The sequence below is a fragment of the Nocardia grenadensis NBRC 108939 genome (assembly GCF_001613445.1).
Classification (GTDB): Bacteria; Actinomycetota; Actinomycetes; order Mycobacteriales; family Mycobacteriaceae; genus Nocardia; species Nocardia grenadensis.
In genome coordinates this window covers 39,465-52,872 of the sequence record NZ_BDCJ01000004.1, presented here as the reverse complement: position 1 = coordinate 52,872, position 13,408 = coordinate 39,465, and the positions used below count along the sequence as shown (strand labels likewise).

Below are 13,408 nucleotides of genomic sequence, written 5' to 3'. Positions count from 1 at the left end.
CGGTCTCGGCGAATCTCGGGCAACATGGTGAACCGGTCGCTGCGGCGGCGGCTCGGCGGAGAACCGGACGGCGGGCACAACGGACATCTCGGTGTCCGCTGTGTTTGCAATAGTGCGAAGCCGGGTAAAAGAGGGAAAGCCGGTGCGGCTACCGAGGTCGCGTCGGGAGAGTTCGCACGCACCTACCGCAAGGAGGTTCGTCATGAAGGGTGGCCTGTCCGCCGCTCCCGGAACAACCATGGTCACCACGAATCATGAGGTCATCCGCCAGTGGGCCCGGCGGCGCGGTGCGAACCCGGCGACGACACCCGGCAGTCAGTACGGCGGTGAGGTGGGGGTCCTGCGGCTGGATTTCCCGCACTACGGTGGTGCGGTATTGCAGCCGGTCAGCTGGGCGGACTGGTTCGCAACCTTCGACGCCCGGAAACTGAACTTCCGATACCAGGAGATGCGTCCCGACGGCACGCCCAGCAATTTCTTCCGCTTGGAACGGTCCGGCGAGATCTGAACGTGAGGCATTTCACTTTGGGGGTTTACCCGGCAGGCCTTCTGGCTATTCGTATAACCGAAAGGTTGCTCGAGTAAGCTGAGTAGCGGGCTGTCGCGTCGGCACGGGGATGCGAAACCCCGCGCCGCGGCACGCACGTGTGTCTGCAAGGGATTGAATATTGAGCGCGAACCTGATGATCGTGGAAGACGGCGAGCGGGTCCGAGGTGCTGTGCGTCCGGCCGTGCCGAACGAGGGCTACGACGTCGCGACGGCCGAGGAAGCCGAGGCCGCGCTCACTCCGTGCGCGACCGGTGTCTCCGGCGTGCTCATTGTCGACCCTGGGCCCGGCGGTGGAGCCGACCGGGATCTGTCCGATTCGCGAATCGTGGCCGCCGTCGGTGGCCTCGGTCATCTGCTGGACGTCCAGCGCTAGCTCATGGGCAGCGCGACGAGCGCAACTCGTATCGGTCTCGGTACGGGCCGCTGGATGCTGCGCGGCCGGATATGCCCCGCTGTCCCGTCGCCCTCCGACTCGGCGGCGCCCGGACGGGAACGCGCCGGCCGGGCGGAGCCGCTCTCCGGTGACCTGCGCCACGAACTGCGCACCCCCCTGACCGCGCCGGCCACCGCGATGGGTGTACTGGATCGGTATTGCGAGGACGGTGCGCGGCGTGCACGCCCGGCGCCGCACCGGGTGAGCCCGGAAGCCGGCGATCCGGGCCGGTTGCGTCTGGATTCGCCGAGAGCGATCGTGCGCGGAGGCCGCCGCGGCGTCTGCTCCGTGGTGGGCACCCGCCCGGTCGCGGCGGGGCGGCGGCCGTATACCCCGGCGGGATGGAATGTGAGGAGCGCCCCGCCGAATCGTGCGTTTCGTTCTCCGGATTCCGGTTATTCAACGAGAGGGGCCCACGTAACACGCCTGTAACACGACCGTAAAGAGCTCGACCAGTCGCCTCGGAGTTATTTCGTGAGCCTGGGAAAGTACTGCACGCAGACATCGGAGTTGTATGTCTTTACAAACTGAGTCCACGCAGACCGCCGGCGCCGCCGGCAACGGCTCGGCCACTTCGTCCGCCGCCACCGATGCGGAGCCCGCCAGTACCGGTGTGGTCCTGCGGGCACCGCGGATCACCGACGCCGCGCGGCTGTGGCAGATCGCCGACGAGTCGCAAGTATTGGATGTCAATTCGAGCTACGCCTACCTGCTGTGGTGTCGCGATTTCGCCGCCAGTTCGGTAGTCGTCGAGAGCGAAGGCCGAGTCGTCGGATTCGTGACCGGCTATGTACGACCCGAAGCGCCCGGCACCCTGTTCGTATGGCAGGTCGCCGTGGACGCCGACCAGCGTGGCCGTGGCCTGGGGGTCGCCATGCTGGACTGGCTGGTATCCACCGTCACCGCGCCCGGCCATCCGGTCGGCGGCGCCGTCGAGGCGCTGGAGACCACCGTATCCCCCGACAATCCCGCCTCGATCGCCATGTTCGCGTCGCTGGCCCGCCGCCGCGGTGCCGAAATGGTACGCAGCGAGCTGTTCGAGCCGGATGTTTTCCCGGACAGCCATGCTGCCGAGGACCTCTACCACATTTCCCCGATCGCCCGTAAAACCGAAAGGGATCACTCATGATTGCCGCCGAAACGACGATCTTCGACGAAATCGAATCGAATGTCCGCGGTTACTGCCGCTCCTGGCCGACAGTCTTCGAGACCGCGCAGGGCGCATGGCTGCGAGATGAGTCCGGTAAAGATTTTCTCGATTTCTTCGCCGGGGCGGGCGCGCTCAACTACGGGCACAACAACCCGGTGTTGAAATCGGCGCTGGTCGACTACATTGCCGGCGACGGAATCACGCACGGCCTCGATATGTCGACGATCGCCAAGCGCAAACTACTCGAAACCGTTCGCGATACCCTGCTGGCCCCCCGCGGCCTGGACTACAAGGTCCAGTTCCCCGGGCCGACGGGTGCGAACGCGGTCGAGGCCGCGCTCAAGCTGGCCCGCAAGGTGACCGGTCGCCAGACCATCATGAGCTTCACCAACGCGTTCCACGGGATGACGCTGGGCGCACTGTCGGTGACCGGTAACGCCATGAAGCGCGCGGGCGCCGGCGTCCCGCTCAACCATGCCACCCCGATGCCGTACGACGGCTACTTCGACGGCGCCACCGCCGACTTCTTGTGGATGGAACGGGTGCTCGACGATTCGTCATCGGGTATGGACCGGCCGGCCGCCGTCATCGTGGAAACCGTGCAGGGTGAAGGCGGCGTCAATCTGGCGCGCGACGAATGGCTGCGCCACCTGGCCTCATTGTGCGCCGCGCGTGGCATCCTGCTCATCGTCGACGACGTCCAGATGGGTTGCGGCCGGACCGGCCCGTTCTTCTCCTTCGAATCGGCCGGTATCACCCCCGATATCGTGACGCTGTCCAAGTCGGTCGGCGGTTACGGCCTGCCGATGGCACTGGTGCTGTTCAAGCCCGAGCACGATGTGTGGTCACCCGGCGAGCACAACGGCACCTTCCGCGGTAACAATCCATCTTTCGTGACCGCGCAGGTGGCGCTCGAGCATTTCTGGTCCGATGATGTATTGGAGAAGTCCACCCTCGCCAAGGGTAAGCGGGTGGCCACGGCGCTCGAGGAGATCGCCGGGGCCGTCCCGGGGGTGTCCACTCGGGGCCGTGGCCTCGTGCACGGGCTGGTCTTCGACGACGCCTCACAGGCCGGGAAGGTCTGCCAGGTCGCGTTCGAGCGTGGCCTGCTGGCCGAAACCTCGGGTGCGTCCGACGAAGTCGTGAAACTGCTTCCGCCGCTGACCATCGCCGAGGACGAACTCGACCAGGGTCTGCACATTCTGAGCGACGCCGTCGAGACCGTTTGCAGCTGAAAGGAAACAACCGATGATCGTGCGCACCACCGAGGAGATCACCGGCACACACCGCGATGTCGGCGCCGAGAGCTGGCGGAGCAAGCGGATCGTGCTGGGCGGTGATGGGGTCGGGTTCTCGTTCCACGAGACCACCATCGAAGCCGGCACCTCTCACGTCTTCCACTATCAGAACCATGTGGAAGCGGTCTGGCTGGTCGAGGGTGAAGGCACCCTCCACGACCTGACCAACGACCGCACCTACGACCTCGCCCCAGGCACCATGTATCTGCTCAACGGGCACGAGAAGCACGAGGTGCGGACCCGGACACGGATGCGGATGCTGTGCGTGTTCAATCCCCCTGTCACGGGGCAGGAGGTGCATGACGAGAACGGCGTTTATCCATTGATCGCCGTTCCGGCCGACTGAGAGGAAGGACGAACGACGTTGGTAGACAATCGGATCGATCGCTATCCGACCAGAACCGCCGAGCGTCTGCCGCTGCAGGAGCGGCACGACGCGACTGTGTGGGGCCGGATCGGCAACGCGGAGTTGGCTGCGTTCGATACCGACGGTTTCGCGATCATGGACCGCTTGCTGGCCCCCGAGGAGGTTGCCGAGTACGCCGCCGAGATCGACCGGCTGGCAGGCGATCCGGATCTGCGGGGTGACGACCGGCTCGTCGTGGAGAAATCGTCGCAGCAGGTGCGCTCGGTATTCGAGGTGCACAAACTGAGTCCGGCGGTGGCGGAGCTGGTGCGGGAATCGCGGGTCGTGGACCTGGCCCGGCAGGTACTGGGATCGGATGTGTACATCCACCAGAGCCGGGTCAACTACCTGCCCGGATTCGGCACCGGTTTTTACTGGCATTCCGATTTCGAGACCTGGCACGCCGAGGACGGCATGCCCGCGCCTCGGGCGGTGAGCCTGTCCATCGCGTTGACCGACAACTACCCGTACAACGGCAGCCTGATGGTGATGCCGGGGTCGCACCGGACATTCGTGCCCTGCCAGGGCGCGACGCCGGCGGACAACTATCGGGAGTCGTTGCGTGAGCAGGAGACCGGAGTGCCGACCAAGGCCGATATCACCGACCTGGCCCATAAATACGGGATAACCCAGTTCACCGGTGCGGCCGGTTCGGCGCTGCTGTTCGACTCGAACATCATGCACGCGTCGGGCAACAACATCACGCCGTTCCCGCGGTCGAATATCTTCCTGGTGTTCAACAGTGTCGAGAACACCCTGGAGGAACCGTTCGCCGCACCGGCCCGGCGGCCGGCGTATATCGCCGATCGCGAGTTCACGCCGGTGTAGACGGGACAGCTGCCCAGGGCGACGGGGACGAATCCACCACGGGTTCGTCCCCGTCGCCGTGCCCGGTCAGCGGCGCCTGGTACCCGGTCCGTGACGAGGTGTCTCGTGTAGCCGCCGATAGATCGTGAGCCACGCGTCCGGCGGCACCAGGCCCACCGGTGCGTCGGTCGGTATCGCGGCCTCCGCACACGCCGCGGCGACGGCGCGCGCGGGGTGGATGCGGCGCAACGAGGCGGCGAGCGACCCGCCGACACCGGAGAAGCCGAGTTCGACCAGGTGCCGGTATTGCGCGCGGGCGGCGTCGGGTAAGAGCGGAATGGGACGACGCGCGATGTGCAGCACCGCCCCGTCCACCCGCGGGACCGGGTAGAACTCCCGGCGATCGATCCGCTCGCCCAGCGTCAATTCCGACTCCGGCCAGTGGGCGACGGTCAATTTGGTCCATCGGCCGTAGTCTCCGCTGTGCTTGCGGGCGAATTCGTATTGGGTGAGCAGTGTCGCCGAGGTGAGCCGCGGTGCGGCCAGGCACCAGCGCACGATATCGGTGCTCACCGCGAACGGAATATTGGCGACCACGGCGAACGGTTCCCGCGGCGCGACAACCGAGCGGAAATCCCGGTTGTGCACCCGGATACGGCGGTCACCGCCATATCGGACGGCGAGCCGGCGGGCATAGTGCGGGTCCTTCTCGTAGGCCACCACCCGGGCCGCGGCGGGGAGGAGATGACGGGTGAGCATACCGTCACCGGAGCCGATTTCGAGGACGAGATCGTCGCGGCCGATACCGGACGCCCGCACGATACGGCGAGCGATGCGTGGATCGGTGAGAAAATTCTGGGACAGCCGCTTGCGGGTCGCGGACGTGCGGGTACGCGGACCCGAGGCAGGGCGGGACATGGGATCCTCCGAAGAGTGGGCCGAATCGACAGACGCTGATTCGCCCGGACCCATGCCGGGGCAGGAGGCGGCGCGCAGTGGCGCCGAACGATCGCGGCGGCGGTTCGAATGAACCGGCGCCGATCACCGCCGAGCGGCCCCGCGGTGGGGACCGCCCGGATCGGTCAGTGGAGTGAGCGATGCACCGGCAGAGTCCGAGCTGCCGTGCGCTGCCGGATGTAGCACGCGCCGACCGCGCACACTCCGTTGCTGCCCAAAGATCCCATGGGGCCATACCCTAGGCGGGCCCGGCGGACCGGTCCACCGAATTTCCGGTGCGGCCGTCCGCGAGCGATCAGGCGGCTCCCGCGCCCTGCGGGCACGGTATGTCGTGCCGCCGGTCCGGCAATGCGTCCGGTTCCGCGAGTCGGGACTCGGGGCCGGGGACGGCCGGGCCTTCGGCGGCCGTTTCCGCGGCATCGGTGCCGGTGCGGAAGCTACGGCTCAGTCGCCGGTAGTGCCGGCTGCCCAGTGCATAGCCGGTGAAGAGCAGGCCGAGCACCCCCAGTAGTACGAAGACCAGGGCCATGCCGCGGGCCTCGCCGGTGCCGAACCAGCCGCCGATCCAGCGGGCGCCCGGTCCGGCGGTCATGAACGGGATGAAGAAGAACTGCGTCAGCGGGCTGACCAGGAACGCGGTGAGCGGGGAGGCGGCCTGTTCGACGCTCTGCGCGAATCCGAAGACCCGGCCCTGACGCTGATAGGGCACGACCTTCTGCAGCACGGTCTGCTCGGCCGCCTCGGCGAACGGCATGAGCACCATGAACACGGCCATTCCGCCGATCAGCAGGAGGACGGAATCCTGGATCGGGAAGATCAGCATCACCGCCCACAGCGCCAGATTGACGAGCAGGATCAATCGCACCGGGTTCGATGACGTCCCGGTACGGGCCACCAGTAGCCCGCCGACGATCATCACCGCGCTGAGCGCTCCCCAGATGACGCCCCACGCCTGAACCGACATCATCGACAGCGCGTACGGGTCCATCAGTGCCATGAGCCCGCCGAACAGCAGATTGTTCAACGCCGAGAACACGATCAGCGGGACCATACCCGGAATCGCCCGCACGACACGGACGGTCCCGCGCAGATCGACTTGCTGTGGTTCGCCCGCGGCGGCGGCGTGGGCCAGCGCTTCCGGCAGTATCAGCCCCCGCAGATGCACCACCGCGACGGTGAGTACGACGACGGCCAGCACCAGCACACCCAGCATGCCGTTCCAGCCCACCAGCAGCGCACTGACCACCGAGGTGGCCAGTTGGGAGATACCGCCCGTCGTCCCGACCAGCCCGTTGGCCCGATCCCGGTGGTGCTCGTCGAACATGGCGGTGACCACGGTGGGCAGCGCGATCGTGCGCAGACCACCGGCGATCACCCCGCTCATCACGAGTATGACGAGGACCCACAGTCGGACGCTCGCCGGATCACGCCATGACTCGGCCGGGGTGATCGCATAGTAGACCAGCGCGGCGGCATAGATCCCCAGCGAGACGAGCGCGGACACCTGCATGACGCTCTTCTTGCGGTGGTGGTCGACGATGCTGCCGAACCACACCCCGGTGCCGGCCATGGCGACCAGGAAGAGGCCGGCGATCATCCCGGTAGCGAACACCGACCGGGTCTGCAGGTACACGAAGAACGTGATGCCGAACCAGACGGTGAAATTGATGAACGACACCAGCAGCACGTTCACCAGCAGTTGTGCGAAGGTTCGGACCGTGGGGTCGCCGAAATCGAGACGGGCCGCGGGCTCGGTGGCGGGGCGCCGGGTGGTGTCCGTAGTCATGTACTCAACAACCTCGACAATGGTTCAGGTCAAGGGGTGACCTGTCGGAAGTATCACCACCTCTGACCGCCGCCGCCACCGAAAATGATCGGTGCCCGCGGAAGTGTCCGCTCGGCGTCGCTCACCGGCCCGCGGTCGGCACCGCGAAGGAGTCGGTGGTCTGGGCGGCATTGGCGATGACCTCCTCGGCGACGGCCTGGGTCCGCCACATCCGGGCCTCGGGGATGGCGCCGCGTTGTTCGAGCAGATCGGCGAGGCTCGCCATGGCCCGGATATGCCGGCGCCCGGCCGCGACCTGCCACCATCGTTGCGCGGCGTCGAATTCGTCGTGCCGGTAATAGAGTGCGCCGAGGTCGTAGGCGGCGCCGAGATGCCCGGCGTCGGCGGCTTCGGCCCACCACCGCGCGGCCTGTTCGTCGTCTCCCACCGCGCACCGGGCCGCGCCGAGATCGTAGAGCCGGTCCGGGCTGCCGGTGGCGTTGTCGTCGGCCGGAAACGGGGGGAGGGAACCGTCGGCGATGGTATCCGCCGCCGCGGACTCGTCGTCCTCCGCGTCACCGTGGGCTGCGCGCGCCGCGGTGAAATAGGCGGCGGGTAGCGGGAATACGGACGGTTCGCCGGGGGACGGCTCCCGGACCGGTTCCGGGCCGTAATCCGGCAGGTCGTCCCCGCTGATCACCGGAACCAGGCCGGTCCGGTCCGGAGCGTCGGCCCAGCCGTGGGCGGCGGCCGGGTCGGTGTCCGCGTCCTCCTCGGCGGACCGCAGGTACCACTGTTCGGGGCCGGTGAGCAGTATCGCCGGACCGGAGAACGCGAGTGCGGGCAGGGGATCGGGCACGGGTTCGTCGAAGAGGGACGAGTAGTCGAAGAATTCGTCGGTGCCGTCCAGGGATTCGATGAGGATATCGGCGCCGTCGGTATACGGAGAGTGCAAGACCAGATCCGCGAGACTGCACGGGTAGCCCTCCGGGGCACCGCTGTCCACGCCGGGACGCCCGCGGTCCACGTCCCTTCCGGTGCCGTACTGCCCCGGGCGGGCGGTGATCGCGATCGCGCCGCCGGCGGCCGGGCGCGGAACTCTTTCGCCGCCGGAGCCGTCGCGCGCGACGGGCACGGATACCGATGGGACGACACCTGTTCCCGGAGCGGACGGGCGAGGATGCGGATCCAGCGGGGTACTGCGGACCTCGACCACCAGATCCGCGAAATGCGGTGGTCCCTCGCCCATACTGCACCACAGCACCGTGCGGTCGTTATCGGTGCGTTCGACCACGATGCCGTAGTTGCCCGACCAGGACTGCGGTTCCCCGGCGGTGTCGGCCCAGACCGGGGTCAGCACGAAGAGCGCACCGGGAGAGTTCGCGGTGAGATCGAAGGTGATTCCCCGCTCCAGGGCGTCGCGCCAGATATCGACACCGGCCAGCCGGCGCCCGTCGATATCGATGTGGCCGTCCACCATGGACAGGCCGATGCCGACGCCGGTCAGCCCGGCGGGCGGCGTGGCGGAGAGCAGGGTGAACGTGAGTGCCGCTGTCGCGGTGGGCAACTGTTCGCTGTAGAGGGGGTGGACCGCGGTGCCCTCCCAGTCGATCGGTTCGGCGCTGCGATAGCGGAACGCCAGGGCCGGATCGTCGGCGGGTGGGATCGTCGGTGCCCCGGTAGCGGTCGGCGCGTCGAGCATGTCGCCCGTCAGCAACGGTGTGGCATCGGGACGCATACGGCGCAGGTACCTCGGTAGTTGTCCGGCACGTGGTCCCGAAACGGGCATATCGGCCTGCGATGGAACAACTCCGGTCGACGAAGATACCGGATCGAACATATCCTGCCCCGCCTTTCCCACCGCTCCCTTTGGCCCCGCAGCAATGCGGTGGCTATACCGTACTAGCCGGACCCATCGCGCGGGGGCCGATTCCGTGGGCGACAACATGTTCGCCACTCCGATATCGGATTCTGGTGCTCGATAGGTGCCGATGACCGGCGCGAGGGTCGGTGAACGGGACCGGAGGTAGCAGCCCTCATGAGGGCCGGTGGCTCCGGTGGTGCGGGAGAGCGTGCTTCGGCGCGGTATCGGCGACGGCCGTATTTATGTGTAACCGCCGGTTACACATAAAATGGGAACTATTCGAAACGGGAACAAGGGCCGAGAACCGGCGAATACCGACACTTTACACCTACGTGGTCGAGCACGCGGTGCCGGCAGTGCGTCCGGCCTGGGCCCCGGCCGCTGTCCAGGCCTGCGGTACGGCAGGTGCCGACCGGCTCCGCGACCGGCGGGGAGCCGGAGGACGCGCGGTGAACAGCGGCCGCCGGGTCAGAAGACGGTCATACCCGGGGTGGGCGGGAAGGTGACCGGGAGGGCGGTGAGTGCACGCTGGAACGGCCCCGGCCGCCAGACCGGTTCGTCCGGGCCGAATGCCGGGCGGAGGTCCGGCAGGGCGTCCAGCAACTGGTCGACGGCTTCTTCGGCGAGCAGATAGGTGAGGGACCGGGCCTGCGCCGGGCAGGCGTGCGCACCGGCGCCCCAGGCCAGATCCGTGCCGTGGCCCGGGTGGTGGGCGGCCGTGCGTTCGGGATCGTCGTGGCAGGCCGCCGGGCTGACGAGTACCGGCTGATCGGCGGGCAGCCACACATCCTCGATCAGCACCGGAAGCGGGGGGTAGACGATGCTGTGGTGGGCCAGCGGCGGGTCGGTGGCCAGCACCTCGTCGAGCGCCGCCCGGGTCGGCGGGGCGAATCCCACCTGGTTCGTCGTGAACCGCGGGTCGAGGAGTATCAGCAGCAGCGTGTTGGCGATGAGATCGCGGGTCGGCTCGACCCCGGCCTGATAGACGGCGAGCAGTTGATCGACGAGTTCGGCATCCGACAGTTGCGCCGGATGCTCGAGGAGGCGGGTCGTGATGTCGTCACCGGGTTCGGCGCGTTTGGCCGCCACGAGTTCGGCGAGCGCCGTCTCGGCCGCGGCCGCGGCGCCCTCGTCGGTGCGCATGACGAACAGGGTGGTGAGCGCCGGTGTCAGCCGGTCGGCGAGGGCAGGCGGGCAACCGACCGATTCGCCGAGGACCCGGAACACCAGCGGTGTGACGTACCGGTCGAGGAGATCGGCACCGCCGTCGGCGCAGAATTCGTTGATGAGCTCGACGGCGGCCCGCGCGATCATCGCGCGCAGCGCGTGCGGATCGACACCGGCGAGTGCCGCGATCGTCACCGATCGATAGCGCTCGTGCTCGGTATCGTCGGTGCGCAACGGATTCGGGCGATGCCGCATCATCGCGACGATGGGCAGGCCCGCGGGTACCTTCTGCTGCCAGGCGCGTGGGTCGGCCGGGAAATGAGTGGGATCGGCGAGGATGCGCAGGGCGGTGCGGTAGCCGAGGACCAGGGTGGCGGGCACCCCGGGCGCGAGGTCCACCGGAGCCAGCGATCCGTACCGGGCGCGCATCCGCCGGTAGCAGCCGTGCGGATCCGCGGCGAACTCCGCGGTGTAGATGGGCATCCGGGACACACTGGTCTCGGGGGCGGCGTGTCTACCGCGTCTGTGTGCCGGCTGCAGCCGGTTCGGCCCTGTCACTCGGTACCCCCTGAGGTCGTGCGCCCGGCATCCGGGCGCGGATGTACACCGGCCGCGGCGGGATCCCCTGCTCGAAAGCGCTCGGCCGGTGCGCCTTTCGCGTCTGGCGAGAGATGATACCCAGGCCGTTGTGGAAGTTGTATGCGAACCGCCCGGCGTTTCGGCCTCGTCTGCCCGGCCCTGCCGCGGGGCCTCAGGTGATCGGTTCGCCCCTCGCGGTGACCGGCGTGACCACCCGGCCGACATCGAGTCTCACAAGGCGGTCGGCGCAGTCGAAATGGCGGTCGTCGTGGGTGACCATTACGACCGTTTTCCGCGCTGCCGCAGCTTTTCCAGGATCTTCCGATAGAAGACCTCACGGAACCGGGGTTCCTGGTCGGCCGCCCATTCGTCGAACAGCGAGCGGACCGGCCGGTCGCGTCGTATCTCAGCGCCATCCCGTCGCGTACTGCAATCCCAGCGCGGACACCGCGAGCGTCACCGCCAGGATGCCGCCGAAGAGCAGCGGGCGCGGTCCGGCCGCGCGCAGTCGCCGCCAGGTGAGCGAGGTGCCGATCGCGGCGAGGACCACGGCGACGAGCCAGGAACTGAAGCCGGTGAGCCGGTCGGTCCAGCCGGCCGGCAGCACGCCGAACCCAGCGACGATCGATGCCACGACGAACAGCACGACGAACAGCGGAACGCTGCGCCACAGCGGAGCGCGCGGTGCCGACGGCGCGGCGCGGCGGGCCGACAGGTGCAGGCCGAAGCACAGCGGGACGATCATCAGGCTGCGGACCAGTTTCACGATCACGGCGAAACTCGCCGCCGCCGGACCGAAGGCGATACCCGCGGCCAGTACCGAGGAGGTGTCGTTGACCGCGGTACCCGCCCACAGTCCGAACGCCCGCTCCGACATTCCCAGCAGCCGGCCCAGCGGCGGGTAGACCAGCACCGCGGCGATGTTGAAGACGAAAATGGTGCCGAGCGCGTAGGCCACGTGTTCGCGGGCCGGTTTCAGGACCGCGGTGGCCGCGGCGATTGCGGACGCGCCGCAGATGGCCGACCCCGCCGCGATCAGTACCGCCGATTCGCGGTGCAGCGCCAGCCGCCGGCCCACTACGACCGCGGTCACCGCCGCCACGCCCAGTGTGCCCAGCAGCACCGCGGCGGTTTCCCGGCCGACGGTGAGCACCGCGTCCAGGGGGAGGCCGAGGCCCATCAGGACGATCGCGGCGCCCAGCAGATGCTGCCGGGCCCAGTCCAGCCCGGGGCCGAACCGGTCCGACCGCGCGATCCGCCCACCCAGGACTGCGCCGCAGGCCAGGGCCAGTACCGGAGCTCCCGCGAGCGGGACGGCAACGGCCAGGCCGGTGGCCACGGTCGCCAGTGCGGCCGCCAGGGTCAGCCCCGGAAGCCTGCGATATACCTCGTTCACCCCTGTGACCTTGCTGAATGTCGGCGCGCGCCGGTAGCCTCCGATTCCGGAGGACCTCATAAGAAAATCTGATGGCCGGCGTTCCATAATCGATGTCGTGACCCTGCCGCCCACCACTCCCGACCTCGCGGTGCTCGACCTGCTGGTCTCCGTGGCAGATACCGGCAGTCTCGGCGCCGCGGCCCGGCGGCACGGAATGACCCAGCCCGCCGCCAGTATGCGGATCAGTGCCCTCGAGCGGCGGTTGCGGTTACGGTTGCTCGACCGGGGACCCACCGGCTCCACGCTCACCGCACCCGGTCGCGCCGTGGTCGATCAGGCGCGCGCGGTACTCGACGCGGCTCGGACGTTCAACGAGACCGTCGCCGCCCTGCATTCCGCCGATACGCCCCGGCTGCGCCTCGCGGCCTCCAAAACCATTGCCGACCACCGGATGCCGCAGTGGCTCGCCGATCTGCGCGGGATCCGTCCGGATATCGCGGTGTCCCTGGAGGTCGACAACACGGCCCAGGTGGAAGCCATGGTGCGCGCGGGTGCGGCCGATATCGGATTCGTCGAGGGCCCGCATCCACCGCCCGGGCTCGGCAGCCGGGTGCTCGGCGCGGACGAACTGCTCGTAGTGGTGGGACCCACGCATCCGTGGGCCGCCCGTACGCACCCGGTGAGCCTGCGCGAGCTGGCGGCGACCCCGCTGCTGTGGCGCGAATCCGGGTCCGGGACCCGGGAAACGGTCCAGGAGATCCTGGGTGGGTACGGTCCGCCGGCGCCGCCGGCCGCCGAACTCGGCTCGGCGGTCGCCATCGTCGCCGCCGCCCGGAGCGGGATGGCGCCGGCGGTGCTCAGTACTCTGGTCGCCGCACCGGAGCTGGCCGCCGGGGCACTGCATCAGGTCGCACTGGCCGATTCGGTGGTGCTGACCAGGCAGTTCCGTGCCATCTGGCGGCGCGGCCACCCGCCGGCCGATGCGGCGGAGATCCTCGTGCGGTGCGCGACCGCGCGGTGAACCGATCCATATCCGGGACACCGATGGCATGCT

At 68.5% G+C, this 13,408-nt stretch carries 12 protein-coding genes; 7 read left to right on the top strand and 5 right to left on the bottom strand.

Going from position 1 to position 13,408, the window contains the following annotated elements:
* The first annotated feature begins 202 nt into the window (after positions 1–202).
* The 6 genes from NGR01S_RS05235 to thpD all read left to right on the top strand — a co-directional run bounded on the left by NGR01S_RS05235 (position 203) and on the right by thpD (position 4,665).
* Entirely contained in the window at positions 203–508 is a 306-nt protein-coding gene (locus tag NGR01S_RS05235) for a hypothetical protein (protein ID WP_063035047.1), read from the top strand.
* Between the two features lie 160 nt (positions 509–668).
* Positions 669–923: a hypothetical protein gene (locus tag NGR01S_RS05230; protein WP_157107133.1), complete on the top strand. Its 255-nt coding sequence runs from the start codon at positions 669–671 to the stop codon at positions 921–923.
* A 574-nt stretch (positions 924–1,497) separates the two neighbouring features.
* Positions 1,498–2,112, top strand: coding sequence for a diaminobutyrate acetyltransferase (gene ectA, locus NGR01S_RS05220; RefSeq protein ID WP_084480398.1), 615 nt, complete (start codon positions 1,498–1,500; stop codon positions 2,110–2,112).
* The gene (ectB, locus tag NGR01S_RS05215; RefSeq protein ID WP_063035044.1) at positions 2,109–3,368 is read left to right on the top strand and encodes a diaminobutyrate--2-oxoglutarate transaminase; all 1,260 of its coding nucleotides are present in this window, start codon (positions 2,109–2,111) and stop codon (positions 3,366–3,368) included. Before ectA ends, ectB begins: the two co-directional genes overlap by 4 nt.
* Positions 3,369–3,381: 13 nt before the next feature.
* Positions 3,382–3,777 (top strand): ectoine synthase, encoded by a 396-nt coding sequence (locus NGR01S_RS05210; protein ID WP_063035043.1) that lies wholly within the window; start codon positions 3,382–3,384, stop codon positions 3,775–3,777.
* Positions 3,778–3,795: 18 nt separating this feature from the next.
* On the top strand, positions 3,796–4,665 hold the full coding sequence (gene thpD, locus NGR01S_RS05205; RefSeq protein WP_063035042.1) for an ectoine hydroxylase: 870 nt from the start codon (positions 3,796–3,798) through the stop codon (positions 4,663–4,665).
* Between the two features lie 66 nt (positions 4,666–4,731).
* Here thpD and erm read toward each other — a convergent pair whose 3' ends face one another.
* The 5 genes from erm to NGR01S_RS05180 form a co-directional block, all read right to left on the bottom strand.
* On the bottom strand, positions 4,732–5,562 hold the full coding sequence (gene erm, locus NGR01S_RS05200; RefSeq protein WP_063035041.1) for a 23S ribosomal RNA methyltransferase Erm: 831 nt from the start codon (positions 5,560–5,562) through the stop codon (positions 4,732–4,734).
* Positions 5,563–5,896: 334 nt separating this feature from the next.
* Positions 5,897–7,387, bottom strand: coding sequence for an MFS transporter (locus tag NGR01S_RS05195; RefSeq protein WP_084480397.1), 1,491 nt, complete (start codon positions 7,385–7,387; stop codon positions 5,897–5,899).
* A 121-nt stretch (positions 7,388–7,508) separates the two neighbouring features.
* Positions 7,509–9,104: a tetratricopeptide repeat protein gene (locus NGR01S_RS05190; protein ID WP_063035040.1), complete on the bottom strand. Its 1,596-nt coding sequence runs from the start codon at positions 9,102–9,104 to the stop codon at positions 7,509–7,511.
* A 594-nt stretch (positions 9,105–9,698) separates the two neighbouring features.
* Positions 9,699–10,880 carry a cytochrome P450 family protein gene (locus NGR01S_RS05185; RefSeq protein ID WP_245664442.1) on the bottom strand — a complete coding sequence of 394 codons (1,182 nt, stop codon included), beginning with the start codon at positions 10,878–10,880 and terminating at the stop codon, positions 9,699–9,701.
* Between the two features lie 502 nt (positions 10,881–11,382).
* Positions 11,383–12,372 carry a YeiH family protein gene (locus tag NGR01S_RS05180; RefSeq protein ID WP_063035167.1) on the bottom strand — a complete coding sequence of 330 codons (990 nt, stop codon included), beginning with the start codon at positions 12,370–12,372 and terminating at the stop codon, positions 11,383–11,385.
* A gap of 97 nt (positions 12,373–12,469) precedes the next feature.
* Here NGR01S_RS05180 and NGR01S_RS05175 point away from each other — a divergent pair, with 97 nt between their 5' ends.
* Entirely contained in the window at positions 12,470–13,375 is a 906-nt protein-coding gene (locus NGR01S_RS05175; protein ID WP_063035039.1) for a LysR family transcriptional regulator, read from the top strand.
* The last annotated feature ends 33 nt before the right edge of the window (positions 13,376–13,408 follow it).